Genomic DNA, 19,805 nt, shown 5'->3' with positions numbered 1-19,805 from the left:
ACCACCTACGAGTACGACGAGGAGACGGGGCGGCTGGTGCGGGCGATCACAGTCCGCGAAAGCGAATGGCTGGAAGACGACCGGGATTGGGCGCTGGCCGACCTGCAAGCGCGGGACAGCCTGTGCGGCACATGCGGACTCCCGCTGGAGGAGACGACAGACCCGGACGCCGAAGGTGCCTATGCCGCCGATCCGCCGGTGCGCTGCCATGCGTGCGTGCCGCTGAATGCGTCGAAACGCTCTCGCGAGGACCCGGCCGACGGCTGGGTGTACCGGGTTCGCAAGGTGCGCTAACGCTTGATGATGGCTTTGATCGCGAAGACGAGCCCGATCACGATGGCGGCGAAGACCGCCACTATCAGCATGAAGATCAGCAGCTCGCTCGGCCCGATGTTCGCCATAGTTCCTCCCCTGTACGCCTGGAATCCCCCGATCCGCTCGCATGGTGACACGCCAGCGCGGGCGAGGGGACCGTAACGGACCAACTCGAGAGCAGGGGGTGATCCGTCGTGGCCGACCGCACCGTCACTACCCGCCTCAAACTCGACACTCTCGGCTTCACCGCTGGCGGCAACAGCGCCAAGGGCACGCTGCGCGACCTGGACCGCAAGTTCCGCGAGTCGGCTGGCTTCGCCGCAGGGTTCCGCAAGCAGCTGGAGGACGCGGCAAAGCGGCTGCCGCCGATCGACATCGACGTCAACAGCTCGGCCGCCGAGGTAAAACTGGCCGAGATCCGGTCCAGGCTGGAGTCTCTGTCGTCGAAGACCGTCGGCGTCGACATCGACGCGGGCGAGGCGTACACGGAGCTGCAGGCACTGCAGCGGGAACTGCAGGCGATCGACGACAACGACGTGGCGTTCGAAGTCAAGGCCGGCGTCTCGCAGGCCCTCGCTGACCTGGCGGTGGTCGACCGCGAGATCAGCCACGTGGATGGCCGCACCGCCAGCATCAACGTCAACGCCGACGTCTCCGGCGCCCTATCCAGCATCGCCATGGTGGGCGCCGCCCTGGCGTCGCTGCCCGCGGTGACGACTATCGCCGTCGGCGTGATGGCGCTCGGCGGGGCATTCGCCGCGGCGGGCATCGGGGCGGCGGCGTTCAGCGCGGCGGCCGTCCCTGCTCTGGGCCGCATCAACCAGGCACTCACCGCCCAGGAGAGCGCGGCTAAGAACGCCGGTGCGGCCACAGGCGGCGCCGGCCAGTCGGCAGCGCAAGCCGCCCAGCAGGCCATGCAACTGGAGCAGGCCGAGAAGCGGCTGAAGGATGCCCAAGCCGAGCGCAAGCAGGCACAGGAGGACCTGACGCGGGCGACCGAGGCAGGACGTCGCGCTCTCGAAGATCTCAATTTCTCGCTGGAGCGCAGCGTCCTCTCCCAGAAGGACGCAGCACTGGCCGTTCGCGAGGCCGAGGCGCGGCTACTTGAGTTGCAGTCGAAGGGCGACGCCTCCGATCTTGAGATCGAGCGCGCCATGCTCAACGTCGAGATGGCGCACCAGCGGGCACGCGAGCAGGAAGTCAAGACCACCCGGGCCAAGAAGGACACCGCAGAGGCGAACAAGGCCGGAGTCAAGGGCACCGCCGAATACCAGAAGGGGCTCGACAAGCTCACCCAGGCCGAGGACAAGGTCGCCCAGGCCACCGCAGCGCTGAAGCAGATGCAGCTGCAGCAGCAGGCCGCCATGTCCGGCGGCGGTGGCGGCGCGGCCAAGCTGAAGGACGCGTTCGCTGACCTGTCCGCCCAGGAGAAGGTCCTGGCCAAGGACATCAAGGCGTTCAAGGACGAGTACGTCGACTGGCAGCGGGCGCTCGAACCCGACGTGTTCCCGGTGATCGCCCAGGGCCTCGACCTGATGCGGCTCGGCCTGAAGGAGGCGACCCCGCTCGCCAAGTCCGCCTCTGGCGCGTTGCTCACGCTGGGCAAGGACGCCGAACGGTCGCTGCGCGGCCCGTTCTGGCAGCAGTTCCTGTTCGATGTCCAGACCCAGATTCCTGGCGCGCTGGCCGGGCTCGGCAGGTCGTTCGGCAATGTCACGGTCGGCATCGCCGGGATCGTGCAGGCGTTCCTGCCCTTCACCCCGACCGTGGTCGGCGGCGCGGAGCGAGCCAGTGAGGCGTTCGCCCGCTGGGGCAAGAGCTTGGAGACGTCGAAGGACTTCCAGGAGTTCATGGCCTGGGCCAAGACGAACGCGCCCGAAGTGTGGCAGGACATCCAGAACATCGCCACCGCCATCGGCCACACCGCTCAGGCGATCGCACCGCTCGGCATCGGCGCATTCTCCGGGATCGGCCTGCTCGCGAAGCTGGTCGCGGGAATGGATCCGGAGCACATCCGTGCCATCGCCCTCGCGATCGTGGCGATCAAGACGGCGCAGGCCGGGCTCAATGTGGCCAACTTCTTCACTGACTTCGTTAGCAAGATCGGGGATCTCAAATCGAAGGTGTCCGACTTCGGCGGCACCGTGGACAAGGTCAAGTCGAAGGCGTCCGGACTGAAGGGCGGCATCTCCAACCTGGCCGAAAGCTTCGGTGGCCTGTCCGGGCTGGTCGGCGGCGCCGCCCTCACGGGCGGCCTGTTCATCCTCGACGACATGTTCGCCAAGGCAGCGAAGAACGCCGACCAGTTCGCCGAGAAGGTTGCCGCAGTCGGCGGCAGCAACATCGACGCCGAGCTCGCCGCCCTCAACGCGGAGCTGAAGAAGCAGAACGACCTGTCGGGCCCCAACATTCTCGGCTGGATCTACTTCTCGGACGCCGGGGAGGAGGCTGCCAACCGGGCCGATGCACTGACCAGCCGGATCGAGGACCTGAACCACCAGAAGGATTTGGCCGCAATCAAGGCCAAGGCGGCGGGCGACGGCATTGCCACCATGGGCAGCCAGGCGGCCACCAGCGCCGGGCAAGTTGGCGGGCTCGACCAGCAGCTCGGGACGTTCGCGGCCCGCACCGACGCTGTACAGGCGGTCCGATCCATGGAGGCGGCGTTCAAGGACGCCCGCACTGCCATGGATCGGTCGGCGGTCGGGCTGGATATCACCAAGGCGAAGACCGACGCGCAGCGCGACGCCGTCGTACAGGCCAGGGAAAAGTTCTCCGCCTATATCGACAGCATCCGCACCGCGGCCGACGGCGCCCAGACCTTGTCCGGCAGGACGTCGGACGGGACCCGCACGATTCTGGAGCAGCTGCCGCACCTCGCGTCCCTGGCGGGCAAGAACGCCGAAGCCAAGGAGCAGGTGCTGCTGCTGGCTAAGGCGTACGGCATCTCCCGCGACGACGCCATCAAGGCCATGTCCAGCGCCGAAGGGCTCAAGAAGGTCCTGGCTGAGCTCAAGTCGAAAGAGATCCGCATCGGCTTGACCATGGACGTGTCAGCGGCTGAGAAGGAGTTCGGATCGTTCATCGCCCGCTACAGCAACAAGTCCCTGGCGATCGCGCTGGCCACTAAGACTCGGGCCGCGGGCGGCATCCAGACCCGGTCCGGCGTGGACCTGATGGCGGCGGGTGGGCTGAAAGGCTCCTCGTCGACGTCGCCTCCGCCGCCGGCGATCCGTAGCCAGCCCACGTACGTGCCGGGCGACCGGGTGGGCACCGTGTACGCCGAGGCCGGCCGGGAAGCCTACATCCCGTACGACACCACCTACCGTCCGCGGGCCATCAAGATTCTGGGCCAGGTCGCGAGCGACTTCGGCCTGGAGTTGTACTCGGCAGATGCCGAGAAGAAGACGACCACGCTGGTCGCCGGGCTACAGGCGACGAACACGAGCATCACGACCAGCTTGGACGGCGCGACGCGCGAGCTGGACGCCACGCTCGGCAGCTCGGGCACGCTGACGCAGTCCGTGGCCAGCGTGGGCACGCTCGGGTCGCAGGTGGCCCAGTCCTGGGTGACCGGATCGAAGACCATCGGCGAGTCGGTCACAGTGGGCTCGAAGACCGTCAGCGGGTCAGTGACGGGCATGGCCGATGCTGTCACGGTCGGCTCCGACAAGATCGTGAAGGCCACTGATCTTGTGAAGGAGGCAGCCCTGCGGGTCGCCGACGTGATCAGCAACGCCTCGTCCGGCTCCGGTAAAGGCTCACAGGGTTCAACCAATGTGCCCGCGCCTGGCGGCTCTAAGGGCTCGGGCAAGGGGTCGCAAGGCTCTGTGATCCCGCCTGCGCCTGGCTCATCTTCGTCGATGAACGCCAGCAACAGCGTGGCCGGGGATTACGGCACGAGCGGCTACCTGACCGGCGGATCCGGCTTGACGAACGCGTCGCGCGTGTCCGCGCCGCAGGTCGTGTCCGGCGGCAGTGTGGCATCCCTGCAGGGTGTCTCCTACTCAGGGACGCCCACCAGCACGACAGCGTCTACAGCCGGGCAGAGCGGCAGCGGGGTGACGGTCAACATCGGCACCGCGACCGTCCGCGAAGAGTCCGATTTCGCCAAGTTGGGCGCGCAGTTCGGGTTCGAGTACATGGCGCACGCCTGATCAGGAGGGAGACCCGATGCCCGCAGATGACCCGCCTGAGGACATCTCGTACGGCGAGAAGCTGAGGCGCAAAAACCTGCAAGTCCGCACCGGCGGCTGGTCGTGGCGGACCCGCGACCAAGTGCTCGCGGACTCGTCGACGAGCCGGACGGTGCGGGATCAGGCCGGGAACGACGTGACGGAGCGGACCGACGAGCACGGCGGTTACCACCGTGACGTCACGATCAATTTGAGGAGCTAGCGGTGGCCATCACTCGCGACCTGATGTTCGTCGACACCCAGATCAAGGGCCTGACGAACGCGATCGCTCTCAACCTGGGCGACGCCACCGCAGGCGCGTTCAAGATCGCCCTCTTCCAGGACAGCATTACCCCGGACGCCAGTCAGACCAACCCCGCCTACGGGTCGTCGCCGTTCGCCTCTGGCGAGGTCAGCGGCGCCGGATACACCGCCGGCGGCCTGGCCCTCACGTCGGTGGTGTTCGAGGAGCTGCCCGGGTCGCCGGGTTGGATGCGGTGGGACTTCGCCAACCCCTCCTGGGCGGCCAGCACCATCACGGACGCGAAAGGCGCCCTGTTCTACGCGACCGGCCTGTCCAACCGCGCGGTCCTGTTCAGGTCGTTCGTCCAGACGTACAGCTCCCAGGACGGGACCTTCAGCGTGAACGTCCACAGTGACGGCGCGTGCAAGCTGAACGTGGTCGGCCCGCTCCTCTAACCCCCTGATCTTCGCCCCGCCTGTGTGCGGGGCTTTCGCATGTCTGGAGAGCGTTTCCATGACCTTGTACATCGCCTTCAACGGGCCGATGGCGACCACGGCCGCGCCTGCCCCGGTCACCACCGGCACGGCGGTGAAAACCATGCTGCAGATCGCCACCCCCTCCACCAAAATGATCAAACCCGTGTGGTGGGGCATCAGCTTTAGCGGCTTCGCGGCCGCCGCGCCGATCGTGTGCGAACTCGTCCAGACGGATGTCGCCGCCACGGTGACCGCGCACATCGCGTCCGGGGTGCAGCCGTACGACGACCCGGGCGCGCCCGCCTCGGTGGTGACGCTCGGCACCAGCGCGACCGGCTACACCTCCACCGCCGAAGGCACCATCACCGCGACCAGGCACGCCGATTTGAAGCAGGTTTCGCCCACCACCCAGTACGACTACCTGTGGCCGCTCGGCCGCGAGTTCAAGGTCGCCATCTCGCGGTTCCTGCGGGTGCGGGTGACGGCGGCGGCCGCGGTCAACGCCACCTGCTTCGTGGTGTGGGAGGAGTAGGTGACGGCGACACTACGCGCCTTCACCTCCGCTTCCTCCGCTACCACCTCCTACACCTGCAACCGGCCGACTGTCGTGGCAGGCGACCTGATGCTGGCCTTCCAGAGCGCTGACACCGGGACGCTCGCCAACATGACCACCCCGACGGGCGGGGCGACCTGGTCGTTGCTCACCTCGCGCACGTGGGGGTCTGGCGCGGGCGGCAAGGTGTGGTGGAAGTTCGCCGACAGCGCGGAGCCGTCCACGTACGGGTTCGCCCAGGGGTCCGGCGCCGACGGCGTGACGATCATCGCGAGCATCTCTGACACGTCCACGTCGCTGCCGGTGTTCGCCGACACCGGCAGCGACGTGGCATCCGCCACGGTCGCCACCCCGTCCGTCACACCGACCGGGGCCGACGACCTGGAGCTGCGGTTCGCCACAGCGGCGGGGTCGGGCGGCGCGGTCACCTGGACGTCCCCGGCCACCTACACGCAGCAGACGCAGGTCCAGTCCACGACGTTCACCACCGGCGTGCTGGCGACCAAGGCGCTGTCGTCCGGGTCGGCTACGGGGACGCAGAACTTCACCCTGTCGGCATCGAAGTCGCGCAACCTAGGCTTCACCGTCGCCGTCGCAGGGGTGTCGTTCGTGCCGCCACGGCCGATCCTCATCGTTCAGCCTGCCGTCCAGCGCGCCGCCTTCTACTAGCAGGGAGGGCGCTGCGTGGCTCGTCTTGGACGTTCCCAGCCAGTCCCCGTCATCATCCGCGGCAGGCGCACCTACTGGCAGGCCAACGCCAACCTGCCCACGTTCGCACTCGGCTGGGAATTCCCGACCATCACGGTGACCTCACCGTCAGTGTCCATCCCGCTGCGCACGTTCGCGTTGGGCTGGGAGTTCCCCTCCCTTTCGCTGCCAGTCGGCCTGCCCACCTTCGCGCTGGGCTGGGAATTCCCGGCGATCACGGTCACCATCCCGGTCGCCCCCGGCGACGACCTGACCGGCCCAGGCCAGATCAGCCTCAACGGGTTCAAGATGGGCTCCGGCACCGTCTACGGGATTGTCGAGCTGATCGGCGCCGACATCGACATGCCCGGCGTCGACAACGGCAACGTCAACAACCCATCGAGCGATGGCGCCCAGTCGGGCCGGAAACTCGCTCAGCCACGCATCATCACCGCCTCGTTCATCGTTGACGCCCCTGCCGCCTCGATCCGTGAGGCGATGGAAGCTTTCCGCGACAACACTCCCCTCGCCGACTCGGATGAGGAGCTGGACCTGGCCATCCAGGTGCTGGACACGATCTATGTCACCCGGGGCGCCGTCACCCGCCGCTCCGCACCCATCAACCAGCAGTACGTGCAGCTCGGGATCGCCAAAGCTGTCCTGCAGATCGAATGCTCTGACCCTCGCCTGTACTCGCAGGACCTGGTCAGCGCGCAAATCGTCGACGGCGGATCCGCCGAAGTAACCAACCTCGGGAACCGGAAAACGCGGCCGCTGATACGCATCCCGGGCCCGGCCAACACCCCGCGCCTACAGGTGTTCCGGACGCTCGCCGACGGGTCCGAAGACCTGCGCGTCATCCAGTTCAACACCACCGTGGCCGGCGGCGACACGCTGACCGTCGACATCGCGCGCGGCACCGCCGAACTCTCCAACGGCACCAGCCTCACCCGCTACCTGACCGGCAGCGTCGCCCTCCCCTCATGGGTCCTCGGCCGCGGCGTCTCCGACATCTCGTATGAGACGGCGGACGGCACCGCCCCGGACGTGGTCGTGCTGTGGCGGCACGCCTGGCTGTGAAGGGGGTGGGCGCGTGGTCGCCTCGGTGAGAAGCGTCGCCGCCACGCCGATCGACTTCCATGGCGTCGCCGACGTCGAGCACGGCGCCATCCAGGCCGGCGACGTCGTCCTCGCCTTCCACACCGCCGACTTCGGTGGACCGTCCGACATGGGCATCTCGGGCGGCGGCACATGGACGCCGCTGGACCAGAAGACTGAGGACGAGTGGGCGACCCGCATCTGGCGGAAAACCGGCACCGCCTCCGAGCCAGCCACGTACCGGGTGACGCAGGCCGACGAGTTCACCACCGGTACGGTCATCATCCTGGCATTGAAGGGCGCCGACCCGGCCGACATCATCGTAACCAAGGCGGCCGGGCAGGTCGCGCCAGCGGCCACACCCTCGACAGCGTCCGGGCTGGAGATCCGCTACGGTGCGGGCCTCACGAACGTGGCCGTCACCTGGCAGCAGCTGGCCGGATACTCCGGGCTCGACATCCAGACCCCGAGCCGGCTCACCTCGGCCACGATCGCCGTCAAGCCGTACCTGTCCACGACGCAGCTGCCCGCGCGCGACCTCAACCCCGACCCGCCCATAGTCGACAAGCACGCCTTCACCATCATCGTGAAGTCGTCCGGCGGCGGAACCACCCCGACCCCGCCCACGTTCCCGGTCAGCACGCCGGGCCGCGGCGAAGGGCATATCCGATGCAGCGTGCATGACCTGTTGACCGGCGACTACTACGACGACATCTTCCCGTCCGGGCTGAGCTTGTCGAGGTTGAACAGCCAGCCGGGCGCGTGGCGTGGCCGGCTCGACCTGGCTTCCCGTGTCGAGGCACGGAAGATCGCCGAGATGTTCCCTGCTGACTATGGCGACATGACGGCCGGCCCCGGGCGGCTGGTGGTGCACACCTACCGGTCCGGCGTCCTGTGGGGCATCCACTGGCTGCACACCACCGACGAGGGCCAGGACGCGAGAGGCAATCCCTACCTTGACGTGTCCGGATCCACGCTCGACGCATATCCGCTGTATGTCGCCATCGAGGAGGAGATCGGTTTCGGCGGCGACCAGTTGCAGAACGCCCGCGACCTGATCTCTCACATGCAGGCGACTGCCGCCTCGAATATCGGGCTCGGCCTCCAGACAGGCGACTCTGGCGTGATCCGGCTGTTGGAAGCCGTGCCCGGTCCGAACGTCTGCTACGGCAACATCCTGGCCGACTACGCCAAGCTGGTCGACGGCTTCGAGTTCGTGGTGAACCCGCGGATCGTCGACGGCGCTATCATCCGCAGCCTCGAATTCGGCTCCCCCAAGTTGACCGGCTCCGGGGTGCACACCTTCTTTCAGGGCGACGACGGCGGCACCATCACCGGCTGGCGCATCACTCGGTCTGCACTGGCGGGCGGCACCCGCTGGGGAGCGTACGGTGGCACGCCGCAGCAGGAGGACGCCACCGCGAGCGCCGCTCCGGTGAAGGGCGCGCTCGTCACCACGCCGCACGTCGCCGCCGGTTATCCGATCATCGACAAACGCCCCACCCATCCCGGCGCGTCGACGGATCAGGGGGTGGTCGACGCGTTCGTCCAGTACTGGGCGAACCGCGCGGCTGGCGCCCCGCCGGTCTTCTCCTTCGAGGTGACGATCGGCTCAGAGTCGACGCTCGGCCCCAACTCGATCGGCGACCAGGTGCGGGCCGTGCTCGACAACCCTCGCTACCCGATCAAGGCGGACGGCTCCGCTTCGTTCGACAAGGGTCAGCGGCTGATCGGGTGGGAGCTCACCCCCGCCGACCGGAGCGCGGGCGGCAAAGACAAGCTACGGCTGATCACGGAGACAGGGGTCGAGGAATGAGCATCTACGACCCGGTCGGCTCGACCGACGTACGCATCGTCAAGGACCTGGAGACGCGCATCGCCGCGCTCGAGACTCTGGTGCGGACCGTCACCGGGGCGCCGGTCACCAAGGCGTCCGGACCTCTGTTCGTGCCGAATGCTTCCACGCCGGCCACCCCGTCGGGCGGCATCCGGATCTACGCCGTGGGCGGCACCTTCCGGGTCATCCAGTCCGACGGCACCATCAAGGAGATCTCCGAGTTCACCCCGGCCGACAACGTGATCGTGCCCGGCATCTCGGCGCCGAACGCCCCCGGAACCTACAGCCAGTCGCAGGCTCAGGCCATCAGCGACGGGCTCGCCACCACCTACAACTCGCTGGTCGCGCTGATCGTCAACCTGCGAGCCGCGGGGATCCTCGTCTGACCCCCGCCCCCTGATCGTGGCCGCCCGTGTAGGGGCTTTGGGTGCGCGCCCCGACAAGGGAGCGCGGGCGGCCACCCCCAACCGTCGAGCAGGGGAGGCGAGCCGTGCCATATCTCGAAGAGCTCCGACATCGCGTCGGCCGGCGCGGCTGCGCCTTGCTCTTCTTCGCGCTGCTGGACTTGATCTACGCCGCGTCGCTGCTGAGCGCCCCCACGAGCGGCTCCTACCGGTTCCTCGCCGACATCCTGCCGCTCGCCGCATGGGCTGGCCTGTGGGCCGCCGTAGGGCTGCTGTGTCTCGCGCAGGCGTTCATGCGCACCGACCGTGCCGCGTTCGCCGCAGCGATGCTTATCAAGGTGGTCTGGGGGCTGGTGCAATTTTTCGGCTGGCTCATCGCGGGCCTGGACCGCGGCTACGTCAGCGCCGTCATCTGGCTCGCCCTGGCCGCTTTCGTCCACGTCATCGCCGGATGGCCGGAACCCGCACGCCAGGGGCGGTGACGTGGACGCGGGAGTCATCGTCGCGGTCATCTCCGGAATCGTCGGGCTCGCCTCGGCCGTCTACACCGCCAGGTCAGCCTCCCGGACGTCAGCGGCGAAAACGGAAGCGGACGAGCGGGTCGCGCTGCGCCAGATCGAAGCCGGCGCGTTCGCGCGGGCCAAGGAGTTCTACGTGGACGCGCTGACGAGGATGCAGGGCGAGATCGATCGGCAGGCCAAGCGGATCAACATTTTGGAAGGTCAGGTCACGCGGCTGTCCCGGCAGGTGCGGGATGTCGGCCTGGTGCCGGTGACCAGCAATGAAGACGACACGTAAGGAAGAGTGATCATGCCGTACCTGACGCAGCTCGCCACCGTGGCCAGACGCACGGGCTTCCCGGTCGTCGAAGTCTCCGGGTGGCGGACGCGCGGCCACGGCCCGCAGCCCGCCGTGCGCGGCATCGTCGCCCACCACACCGCGGGCCGCGCCGACATGCACGTAGTCCGTGACGGCAGGCCGGGCCTGGATGGGCCGCTCAGCCAGTTCTGGCTACGCCATGACGGCACCATCTACGTGGTGGCGGCCGGGAAGTGCTGGCACAACTACCCGTCCACGTCGCCGAACCACGACAACAGCCATGCGATCGGTATCGAGGCCGAAAACGACGGCCGCGAGGCGTGGCCCACCATCCAGCTCGACGCCTATAAACGGCTGTGCGCCGAGCTGTGCAGGGCGTTCGGCGTGGCTGCGAGCAGGGTCAAGGGCCACAAAGAGGTGCAGCCGGGCAAGCCCGACCCTCACCACGTCGACATGGACGATTTCCGCCGCGACGTCGCCCAACTGCTGCTCGCCGACCACGACGGGCCGTCCCCGTGGCCGGGCCGCCTCCTGAAGTACGTGTCTGGCGAGCCGCTGATGATGGGCCAGGACGTCCGCACCTGGCAGGCCGCCCTCACCACGAACGGCTTCAAGACGACGGTGGACGGCGCTTTCGGCGAGAAGACCCGTACGGCCACGCGCAAGCTGCAGCGCCGCGAGGACCTCGACGATGACGGCGTCGTCGGCCCGCTCACGTGGGCCGCCGCCTGGCAGTAGGACCTGTCCTAAAGGGCTCTCAAAGTCGTCCCAGGCCCTCGGTGCCTGGGCTTTTTCATGTCCCGAGCATTCATGTCCCCGAGCAAGGAGCCCATCTCCGATGTTCAAGAAGATCGCATCCATCGCCGCCGTCGGCCTCGTCGTCCTCGGCGGCACCGGCCTGGCCGCAGCCGCCACGGCGGCGAAGGAGCCGGCCAAGAGCTACGGCGTGTGCGTCAACAAGAAGACCGGCGCGGTCCGGGTGCTGGAGGCCAAGAACCTGGCCAAATCCCGCTACGGCAAGTGCCGGGCGGGTGAGCGGCGGGTGCTGCTGCCCGGCGTCGACGGCGTCCCCACCCCGTTCAAGCTGCCGGCCAAGATGCAGTTCACATTCGAGGGCGTCACCGCGGTCTGCACGCGCGGCAGCGACGCCGCGTCGGGCGTGCCAGCGTACGCGTGCGTGAAGCCGACGCCGAGTCCGTCGCCCACTCCGACGTCGTGATCAAGGTGTTGGGAAGCCGCTGATTTTATCGGCGGCTTTGCAACAGCTGGAGCTGACGAACGCCCCGAAAATATACCGGCTCGCATACCGCTTCCTCTGACCAGTGCAAACACCGCTGGTCTTATAGTTTTCCGACCTCATTGGAGGGGCCATGCAGGTACGTATCTTCGGCCGCGAACCGGCCGTCTGGGTCTACGCCATCAACAGCCTGGTGGCCGTCCTGGTCGCCTACGGCCTGTCCCTCACACAGGTGCAGGTGGCGACCATCTCGACCGTGGCCACCGCAGTCCTGGCCGCCGTGGTGGCGATCCTGACCCGGCCTTTCGTGGTCAGCGCGCTGACGGGAGCGGTCGGCACCGTACTGACCGCGATCGCAGGGTTCGGGCTCGACCTGTCGCAGGAGCAGATCGGCGCGACCGTAACCGCGCTCAACATCGTGCTCGCCCTGGTACTGCGCATGAACGTGTCACCGTCTTCGGCGACGTCGGAGTATCCGCCGGGCGTGCATTCGACGCCCAGGTTCTGACCGGTACCGACTGGCCGAAGCCCCCGTCACTTCCCCGCTTGGGGAGGTGACGGGGGCCTTTCTGCGTTCGCCCTTGACCAAGCCCTCTTCGCAGCAGACCATCGAGAAATCATAGAAAGAATCCGAAGGGATCAAGCAAATGAAGCTACGTTTCCTCGGCAGTACCTCCGACGGCGGCGCCTGCCCGACGCTGTACGAAACCGATCGCGACACGTTCGTCGTCCAGGGGGATGAGGTCACCGACCCTGAGGCGCTGGCTGAGCTGCGTAACGTGCTCCCCGGCGAAAGCTTCGTGGAGATCCCGAAAGAGCTCCTCCGCTTCGCGAGGCCTGACGAGAGCGGAGCATGACCCTCATCACAGGATCCGACTTCAATGCCCTGTTCGCCGAGTTCAAGCGTTCAGCGTTCCGGCTGGAGGGCCGGGACAGGTATTACGCCCCTGATGAGCGTGAGCGGATCCGGAAGTTCCTCGCAGGGGAGGGCTACGACGTCTCATCGCGGCTGGCCGCCCCGTGGTGGCAGATGATCCGCGACGCCACCGCAGGCGGCAAACGCGTTCAACGGGTACGTGTGGTGACGGAACCGCTCGGCGACTACAGCCGATACGCGCTCGCTGGAGCCCGCATCAACATCGACGGCGGAGAAGACATCCGCTACATGGCACGCGACAAGGCCATATCGCTCGACCTGCCCGAGCATGACTTCTGGCTGTTCGACGAGAAGACCGTCGCCTGGATGCACTTCGACGACAACGATGCCTTGCTGGGCGCCGACCTGGTGGAAGATCCTGACGTCGTAAAGCAACACCTGCAGTGGCAGGCGACGGCGTGGCAGCACGCCACACAGTACGACGACTACATCCGATAGAAAGCAGCACGTGTCCGACGTCCACCAAGTACGCACCGCCCTAGGCCGCCGACTCCGCGGACTCCGTACCAGCGCCAGTCTGTCTGGAAAGAGTCTCGCGGAGTCGCTGGGCTGGCCATCGTCGAAGATTTCTAAGATCGAGCACGGCAAGCAGACCCCGACCGCTGAGGACATCACTGCCTGGGCGCGAACCTGCGGCGCCGAGGCCAGCGCGAGTGAACTGCTGAGCCTGCTCGGCAACCTGGAGACGCTCTACGCCGAATGGCAACGGATCCTGCGCGCCGGCACCGGCAAGCGGCAGCAGACCTACCAGGAGATCGAAGCGAGTACCCGCACGCTGCGGGTCTTCGAGTCGTTGCTGATTCCCGGCCTGCTGCAGACGCCGGATTATGCACGGGTCCGGCTGGCCGAGAACATCGAGCTATGGGGAGGTGTTAACGACCTGGATGAGGGCGTACGGCAGCGGATGCGCCGACAGGAGATCCTCTACGACTCCAGTCGCCGGTTCTATTTCGTCCTGTCTGAGGCAGCGCTACGGACGCTGCTGTGCCCTCCGCAGGTGATGGCTGGACAGCTCGAACGGTTGATCGCCTTGTCGCTGTCGCAGACGCTGAAGGTGGGGATCATCCCCTTTAGCACGGTCCTGCCGATCAGCCCGAAGCATGGTTTCTGGATCTACGATGACCGGCTCGCCACGGCGGAGACGGTGACCGCCGAGTTGCATCTCACCCAGCCGGACGAGATCGAGCATTATCGGCGCGTTTTCGATGCCGTCTCGGGAGTGGCTCACTACGGCAGCGACGCGAGGCAGATCATCACAAAGGCTCTGAGCGACCTAGCCGCAACCTTGAATTAGAGATCGATCTTGAAGAAATATTGAGCAATTTGCTTCCCATGTAGATCGGTCGTCTTTACCGTCCTGGACATGGACAGTCACGGGTCCGTATCCCCCATGCGAACGCCTTCCACCGCAGGCGTTGACGCCACGAGCAGGTCTGCCGGCGGCGACGTGACGCGGCGTCGGCAGACCGACCACCTGGCCCCGCGTCCCCGACGCGTCGACGCCAGCCCCGCGAGCTCGGGACCTATCGAGATCGCCGAGTTCCACGACATCCGCCAGCGCGATGACGGGATCTGGATCGCCGTCCACGACAGCGGCCGGGTGATCACTGCCCCGAGTCTCAGGCGCCTGCAATACATCGAGGCCCTGAAGGTGCGCATCCTTCACTCGTTGCACACGTCTGGGGCGGCGCTCTGATGATGGCGATCGAGCTTAAGAACTCCCCGGCCTGCCGCGTCGCCCCTGTCACGGTGCGCCGGGTGGGTGGCCCCGCGACTCATTGGCCCGCAGCCCAGATGGCGGCGGCCGGAGGGACGGCGCGGGGTCACCATCAAGACTTCCGGCACACCGCTTGGTCCCCGTGGCTCGTTGCCGGATACGTCCCTGCCCGTTCCGGACCGGCAGGGACTGGCCGGGGCCCACGCCCAGACCCCGCCGCGGCCCCGGCCCTCGACCATAAGGAGAACCGTGCCAGAAGAGCCGCAGGAATCCGGCTGTCCGCCGTGCGGCCCGTTCAGCCAAAAGTTCGTCGACGGCGTCACCATCTCGACATGCGACAAGTGCGGGCTGACCATGCACGGCTGGTAAGGGCGGGCAAGGATGAGCGGCGCAGCACCAGACCGAAGCCGCTGCCCCTGCCGTGGATCACGTCCCCGCGAGAGCTGCCCTTCCGGACCGGGGAGTCAATGTGAATCCCGAGGAGACGGTCGCCTACTACGACGATGACCCGGCTCGCGCCCAGTGGGTGTGCGGCTTGCTGATGAGCGCCCGCCCCGGCTGGACGGTTTGGCGCAGTGAGGACCGGATCTGGCGGGCTCGACGCGGCCACTGGCCGCCGGAGCCGCTCGCAGACCAGAATGCCGGGCTGGTGAATCTCGCCATGGCGTACGCGGACGGCGGCGATGTGGCATGACCACCACCACCGTCCGGGCGCCCTACGTCGTCGCCTACGAGGTCGAGACCGTCGCGCTCGACCTGGCCGTCATCCACGACGTGTGGGCGCTGAACGGGCGTCGGCTGTCCTACATCGACCCCGTGGCGAGTGACTGGAGTATGGGCGTGCTGTGGGCCCGGCAGAAGTGCGATCGGCGCGGGAAGGTCAACTACAAGGAGATGCACACGCTCCGGCAGCGGACCTGCATGCTGCACCGGCTCTGCCAGGTGTGCGAGGGTCCCGCGCTGGACCCCAGTACCGGGCGCCTGTCCTGGGTGTTCCACGAGGAGCTACCGGCCACGTCCGGCCGCCTCAGCAAGCCTCCGACGTGCCTGCGGTGCATCCCGGAGGCGCTGGCCGCGTGCCCGCATCTCCAGCTCGACGCCCACGTCTACACTTCGCCCGACTACGAGCCGTGGGGCGTGAAGGGAGTCGTCTTCTCCACCTCCGGTAGGCCGGCCTTCCAGGACATCCCACTGACCGACCTCCCCACGCTGGAGCTCACGCTTGCCCGAGCCCTGATCGTTCATACGTGGGGGCTCGAGCATGTCTAGCGAATGGACGCGCTACATCCCATCTGGGAACCGCAGTCGGGTGGTCGAGGCGTCGTGCTGCAGCCTGTACCAGCTGCTCCAGGAGGGCGGCGCATACGTCGTCGTGGCGTACGGCCGTAGGCCGTACTCGCTCTCTCTGGAGGAGACGGCCAGAGGGCCAGCCAGCCTCGCCCAAGACGTGTTCCGTGAACTGGTGGCTGCCCATCTCACCGGGACACAGAAGCACCATCCATAGACAACCCGGCCGCCATGCCGAACCTCCATGGCGGCCGGGCTCAAGCTCCCCGGCGAGCCCGCCGCACGTCAAAGCGGCGGCCGAACCGGGGTTACGGGGTCTCCGTCCGGATCTGGAGGGACGGTGGCGGAGACCCCCTCTTCCCCCCGAGGAGTTTCGATGTTGAATGCCCCGCTGTTGCCCGTCGTCCTCGCGGCGAACGGCCTGGTGGTGATGGTGATCGCTGCGGTCGTCATGTGCGCCGAGTACATCCCCGATGGGGTGCGCTGGCTGTGGCGGCGTATCACCCGCCGGACGACGGACTCCCAGTAGCGATCACGCGGCTGCGCGTGGGATGCGCGCGATTTCACTTTTCGATCTTGGTTGTGGGTGTCGCGGACTGTCGCCGGGGGTGTCGGACTGGCTGTCGCGGACCGTCGCGACACCTGTCGCGAGGCCTCGACCTGTAACTCTCCCCGCCCGACACCCCGGCCCCTGTCGCGACACCTCACACCCCGGCAGGCTCACCCAGCAGCACGTCCGCGCGGATGATCCGGTAACACCGCCTCTCGTCGTCGCGTTCGATCACACCGTCGTCGACGAGCAGGGCCAGCTGGTCGTTGAGCCAGCCGCGCGAGCTGTAGCCGGTCCTGGCTTTCACCTCCTTGAGGTCCTTGACGGCGAACTCCGGGCGGCCCTCGCGTGCCCACGCACGCAACTGGTCGAGCAGCACGCCGCGAGCCTGCACGGCCTCCATCTTCGGACCGCTCATGGTTGGGAATTTGCGGTCGTCGGCCGGCTCGATTGGGTCGTCCATCCCGGCCGACAAGTCGGGGCTCGGGTTCTCAGTCTTTACCAGGTTGCCCACGGGCGGCTCCTCTTCGAGCCCGGCCGCCGCCTCTGCGCCGAAATTGGCGGCCACGATCCGCGTGAACTCGTCGGCCTCCTTCGCGCTGGCCGGCCAATCAGCCGCGTGCGCCCGCATCCGCTTGTTGGCCTCCTGGTCGTCCTCGCCCCAGTCCCAGGTGCGCAGCGCCATCGCGATCCGCTCGTCGGGGATGCCGGGCGCGTCCAGGTAGGCCATGCCGGGTTGCTTTTGCGCCCACCGCTCCGGTTTCGCGCCACGCTCCCGCTGCTCGGCCGAGAGCCCGAACTTGGCGTCGCCCGGGGACTCCACCCCGAGGCACATCTTCGCGAGCTGGCCGCGCGCGAGCGTCGGCATCTGCGTAAAGTCGCTGCGCTGCAGCGACATGACCACCGTGCCGCCCGCGCTGCGGATGGCCTTCAGCATGGACAGGAATGCTTCCTGTTCCTTCTCCGGCAGCGCGTTGTAGATGTCGGGGAACTCTTCCAGCCAGATGATCCAGTACGTGAGGCCACAGCCCGCCTTCCACTTCTGATAGCCCCGAGCCGAGAGCCAGGCGGTGCGCTCGGCCAGCTGCGCCTGGATCTCTCGGAGCATCGCGCGCGCACCCGCGGCGGTGTACTCCACGCGGTGCAGGCCGTTCGCGAGAGGCCCGAGCGTCTGGTCGGCCTTGGTGATGTCGGCCGCGAAGATGGCCACATCGAAGCGAGTCATCAGCTCGGCGAGGATGTTCCAGCAGGCGCCGATGCTCTTGCCGCTGCCGGACATGCCCATGATCATCAGATGGAAGCCGAAGAGGACCAGCTCCACCAGGTCGAGGTCCTGCCACAGCCCGAGCCGTAGAGGCTCTGCGATGCTCTTGCCGGGGCGCGAGGGTCCCGGCCACGGGATCCGATTCTTCAAGACGCGCGGATCCGAGATGGTGACCTTCGCCTTCGATGCGTCGTCCGGGTCGATCGACACGGTGATAGACCCAGGCGGCAGCCGCATCCCGGACTCGACGTAGGTGGCCTTCTTCTGCAGGTCCTCGACGACGGCGCGGCCTTCGTCGAGCTGCACGTCGCCCTCGACCTTGTGCTCGCCCGCCTTGGTGGTGGACGCCTGGGCGTCGATGCCGGCTTTCTCGGCGCCGCGGCCGAACAGCACCGCGAGCGGGTCAGCCAGGGCGGCCGCAGTGTCGACGCCCTGGCGTCTGAGCGTGCTGCGAATGTTCCAGGCGAGAGCTAAGGCCACTCCGCCGACCAGCACGGCCCGGCCGGTGATGACCGTGGCAGGGCCGTTGATCGTGGCCGCGCACACCCACAGCCCGGCTGCGCCGGTGGTGAGAGTAGAGAAGAGTCTGCCGCCGGTGGAGCGGGCGTGTGACCACCACCAGGTGCCGCTGGCCAACGCCAATGTGCAGACCGCAAGCAGGAACATCGTCCACGCGATGACGAGAGGGTCGTCGGAGGCGAGGATCCAGTGGAAGGCCGACCCGAGCCCGAAGACCAGGGCGAGCCCCAGCCACGGCGGCACATAGACGAGGATCTTGGACGTTTCGCGCGCCCACAGCCGATCCCATGAGGTGTCGTGTACCTCGGTGACGTCCACCGTGCTGGCGGTGGAGGTGCGTCGCGCCATCACCAATCCCAGGCGCGCTTGGGCTCGTCCGGCTCCGGGCTGATCAGTTCGGAGAACTGCCGCCGATACTCCAGATTGAGCAGCACCGATTCGGTGGCCACCCAGCCGGCCATTTCCGACATGCGTTCCAGCCTGGCGGCGACCTTCCCCGCGCGGCGCTTCACGTCGAACCCGAACTTGTACCAGTCACCGCTGCCGAGCTCTTTGAGGATGCCGTACAGGTCTTCGGCCGCGGCCTCGTACTCCTGCGACAGCGCCCGGTTGTGGTCGCGGGAAGCCGTGGCGTACTTCGCCACGCTCTCGCTGCCGTCGAACTCGATCACGTCGAGCCCGGCCGGGGTCTTCCGGTGGTCAGCCATTACCACCGCCCCCGGACCTTGACGTAGCCGAACCGGTAAGCGGTGCGGGCCACCCATCGCTGCCAGCAGACGGTCACCAGCACGCCGGCCGTGAACGCGGCGGCCAGCAGCAGCCACATCGGATTGACTTCCAGACGGGCCACCACCTGCATACCCGCCCCGACGACGAACAGGAGGGCGACGAACGCTATCCACTCGCGCCTACTCGCCCTGCGGCGCTTCTTGCGGATCCGGCGGGCGGTCATCGCGCCACCTCCACAAGCTGCCCCAGGTACGCCTGAAGGCGGCGTGCCCGGTCGGTGCCGACGTTCATCCGGTCCTTGATCGCGCGCACGGTCGGGGGCTCGCCCTGCGCCACCTCGGCGAGGAAGTGAGCCACGGCCACGGGCCGGTAAGGCGCGTCGACGTCCGGCTCAGGTACAAGATCGGGCTGTACCTCGACCTCGACCACGGGCGGCCCGTCGAGGGCGTCAACGTCCAGGTTCCCGGCATCGGGAACCTGGACGACCTGCACAGGTACAACAGGCTCGTGTACCTCGTGGTGATTCACCACGAGGTTGGCCGATCTCCGAATCAGGCCCATCAGCAGCTCGTAGGAGAGCACCAGGGCGACGGCCGGCCACGCGGCGACGATCGACCCGCCTACACCATGCGCCCAGCCGTGCATGACGTTCGCCGCGAGGGTGGCCAGGATGCCGAGCCCGAGCGTGAAGTACGCCAGCTTCGGCGCCTTGAGCCCGCGGCGGGCTGCGTCGAGCAGCACCATCGAGGAGGCGAAGATCAGACCGTCGATCGTGAGCGGCACCAAGTAGGCCACCCAACCCGACTCGCCGTAGACCGTGATGACCTCGTAGGCGTGCCTGTAGCTGACGATCGCGGCGACTGCGGCGAGCAGCAGCACAACGATTGTGGTTGACCGGCGGATCATCATGCGTGCCCCCTCGCGATCGTGGCGGCGTCGGTCAGCAGATAGCCGAAC

At 67.5% G+C, this 19,805-nt stretch carries 25 protein-coding genes; 21 read left to right on the top strand and 4 right to left on the bottom strand.

All coding sequences use genetic code 11. The features are described from left to right. Positions 1-36 precede the first annotated feature (36 nt). The 21 genes from AB0B61_RS15650 (at position 37) to AB0B61_RS15550 (ending at position 16,315) form a co-directional block, all read left to right on the top strand. On the top strand, positions 37-294 hold the full coding sequence (locus tag AB0B61_RS15650; protein ID WP_358334878.1) for a hypothetical protein: 258 nt from the start codon (positions 37-39) through the stop codon (positions 292-294). 215 nt (positions 295-509) lie between these two features. Beyond that, entirely contained in the window at positions 510-4,472 is a 3,963-nt protein-coding gene (locus AB0B61_RS15645) for a hypothetical protein (protein WP_358432045.1), read from the top strand. A 16-nt stretch (positions 4,473-4,488) separates the two neighbouring features. Then, the gene (locus tag AB0B61_RS15640) at positions 4,489-4,713 is read left to right on the top strand and encodes a hypothetical protein (RefSeq protein WP_358432044.1); all 225 of its coding nucleotides are present in this window, start codon (positions 4,489-4,491) and stop codon (positions 4,711-4,713) included. Positions 4,714-4,715: 2 nt separating this feature from the next. Next, entirely contained in the window at positions 4,716-5,189 is a 474-nt protein-coding gene (locus tag AB0B61_RS15635) for a hypothetical protein (RefSeq protein ID WP_358432043.1), read from the top strand. Between the two features lie 58 nt (positions 5,190-5,247). Further along, positions 5,248-5,742: a hypothetical protein gene (locus AB0B61_RS15630; RefSeq protein ID WP_358432042.1), complete on the top strand. Its 495-nt coding sequence runs from the start codon at positions 5,248-5,250 to the stop codon at positions 5,740-5,742. Next, the gene (locus AB0B61_RS15625; protein ID WP_358432041.1) at positions 5,743-6,432 is read left to right on the top strand and encodes a hypothetical protein; all 690 of its coding nucleotides are present in this window, start codon (positions 5,743-5,745) and stop codon (positions 6,430-6,432) included. Positions 6,433-6,447: 15 nt separating this feature from the next. Beyond that, the gene (locus AB0B61_RS15620) at positions 6,448-7,530 is read left to right on the top strand and encodes a hypothetical protein (RefSeq protein ID WP_358432040.1); all 1,083 of its coding nucleotides are present in this window, start codon (positions 6,448-6,450) and stop codon (positions 7,528-7,530) included. A 25-nt stretch (positions 7,531-7,555) separates the two neighbouring features. Then, a complete protein-coding gene (locus AB0B61_RS15615) occupies positions 7,556-9,364 on the top strand; it encodes a hypothetical protein (RefSeq protein WP_358432039.1) in 1,809 nt (602 codons plus the stop codon). Further along, a complete protein-coding gene (locus AB0B61_RS15610; RefSeq protein WP_358432038.1) occupies positions 9,361-9,771 on the top strand; it encodes a hypothetical protein in 411 nt (136 codons plus the stop codon). Before AB0B61_RS15615 ends, AB0B61_RS15610 begins: the two co-directional genes overlap by 4 nt. Before the next feature lie 104 nt (positions 9,772-9,875). After that, a complete protein-coding gene (locus AB0B61_RS15605) occupies positions 9,876-10,271 on the top strand; it encodes a hypothetical protein (RefSeq protein WP_358432037.1) in 396 nt (131 codons plus the stop codon). Position 10,272: 1 nt separating this feature from the next. Next, on the top strand, positions 10,273-10,587 hold the full coding sequence (locus AB0B61_RS15600) for a hypothetical protein (protein ID WP_358432036.1): 315 nt from the start codon (positions 10,273-10,275) through the stop codon (positions 10,585-10,587). Between the two features lie 12 nt (positions 10,588-10,599). Next, positions 10,600-11,346 carry an N-acetylmuramoyl-L-alanine amidase gene (locus AB0B61_RS15595; RefSeq protein WP_358432035.1) on the top strand — a complete coding sequence of 249 codons (747 nt, stop codon included), beginning with the start codon at positions 10,600-10,602 and terminating at the stop codon, positions 11,344-11,346. Positions 11,347-11,446: 100 nt separating this feature from the next. After that, positions 11,447-11,827: a hypothetical protein gene (locus AB0B61_RS15590; RefSeq protein WP_358432034.1), complete on the top strand. Its 381-nt coding sequence runs from the start codon at positions 11,447-11,449 to the stop codon at positions 11,825-11,827. A gap of 151 nt (positions 11,828-11,978) precedes the next feature. Then, complete coding sequence (locus AB0B61_RS15585) at positions 11,979-12,353, top strand: hypothetical protein (protein ID WP_358432033.1); 375 nt, start codon at positions 11,979-11,981, stop codon at positions 12,351-12,353. Between the two features lie 139 nt (positions 12,354-12,492). Further along, positions 12,493-12,702, top strand: coding sequence for a hypothetical protein (locus AB0B61_RS15580; RefSeq protein WP_358432032.1), 210 nt, complete (start codon positions 12,493-12,495; stop codon positions 12,700-12,702). Then, positions 12,699-13,220 carry a DUF6879 family protein gene (locus tag AB0B61_RS15575; RefSeq protein ID WP_358432031.1) on the top strand — a complete coding sequence of 174 codons (522 nt, stop codon included), beginning with the start codon at positions 12,699-12,701 and terminating at the stop codon, positions 13,218-13,220. Before AB0B61_RS15580 ends, AB0B61_RS15575 begins: the two co-directional genes overlap by 4 nt. A 10-nt stretch (positions 13,221-13,230) precedes the next feature. Then, entirely contained in the window at positions 13,231-14,076 is an 846-nt protein-coding gene (locus AB0B61_RS15570; protein WP_358432030.1) for a helix-turn-helix transcriptional regulator, read from the top strand. 96 nt (positions 14,077-14,172) lie between these two features. Further along, the gene (locus tag AB0B61_RS15565) at positions 14,173-14,478 is read left to right on the top strand and encodes a hypothetical protein (RefSeq protein WP_358432029.1); all 306 of its coding nucleotides are present in this window, start codon (positions 14,173-14,175) and stop codon (positions 14,476-14,478) included. 490 nt (positions 14,479-14,968) lie between these two features. Then, a complete protein-coding gene (locus AB0B61_RS15560; RefSeq protein ID WP_358432028.1) occupies positions 14,969-15,193 on the top strand; it encodes a hypothetical protein in 225 nt (74 codons plus the stop codon). Continuing rightward, positions 15,190-15,768 (top strand): hypothetical protein, encoded by a 579-nt coding sequence (locus AB0B61_RS15555; RefSeq protein ID WP_358432027.1) that lies wholly within the window; start codon positions 15,190-15,192, stop codon positions 15,766-15,768. The genes AB0B61_RS15560 and AB0B61_RS15555 overlap by 4 nt, the downstream gene beginning before the upstream one ends. A gap of 394 nt (positions 15,769-16,162) precedes the next feature. Then, complete coding sequence (locus tag AB0B61_RS15550; RefSeq protein WP_358432026.1) at positions 16,163-16,315, top strand: hypothetical protein; 153 nt, start codon at positions 16,163-16,165, stop codon at positions 16,313-16,315. A gap of 175 nt (positions 16,316-16,490) precedes the next feature. On the opposite strand, the gene AB0B61_RS15545 is transcribed toward AB0B61_RS15550, so the two are convergent. Genes AB0B61_RS15545 through AB0B61_RS15530 form a run of 4 tightly spaced genes read right to left on the bottom strand, consistent with a single transcriptional unit; the run spans position 16,491 to position 19,757 of the window. Then, positions 16,491-18,467 carry a hypothetical protein gene (locus AB0B61_RS15545; RefSeq protein WP_358432025.1) on the bottom strand — a complete coding sequence of 659 codons (1,977 nt, stop codon included), beginning with the start codon at positions 18,465-18,467 and terminating at the stop codon, positions 16,491-16,493. Next, the gene (locus AB0B61_RS15540; protein WP_358432024.1) at positions 18,467-18,826 is read right to left on the bottom strand and encodes a hypothetical protein; all 360 of its coding nucleotides are present in this window, start codon (positions 18,824-18,826) and stop codon (positions 18,467-18,469) included. The genes AB0B61_RS15545 and AB0B61_RS15540 overlap by 1 nt, the downstream gene beginning before the upstream one ends. Beyond that, positions 18,826-19,071: a hypothetical protein gene (locus tag AB0B61_RS15535; RefSeq protein ID WP_358432023.1), complete on the bottom strand. Its 246-nt coding sequence runs from the start codon at positions 19,069-19,071 to the stop codon at positions 18,826-18,828. Before AB0B61_RS15535 ends, AB0B61_RS15540 begins: the two co-directional genes overlap by 1 nt. Continuing rightward, positions 19,068-19,757: a DUF2637 domain-containing protein gene (locus AB0B61_RS15530; protein ID WP_358432022.1), complete on the bottom strand. Its 690-nt coding sequence runs from the start codon at positions 19,755-19,757 to the stop codon at positions 19,068-19,070. The genes AB0B61_RS15535 and AB0B61_RS15530 overlap by 4 nt, the downstream gene beginning before the upstream one ends. Positions 19,758-19,805: the final 48 nt, after the last annotated feature.

This window comes from Nonomuraea sp. NPDC049158 (assembly GCF_040648335.1).
Classification (GTDB): domain Bacteria; phylum Actinomycetota; class Actinomycetes; order Streptosporangiales; family Streptosporangiaceae; genus Nonomuraea.
The sequence above is the reverse complement of the archived record's forward strand: the minus strand, read 5'-3'. Positions and strand labels throughout refer to the sequence as shown.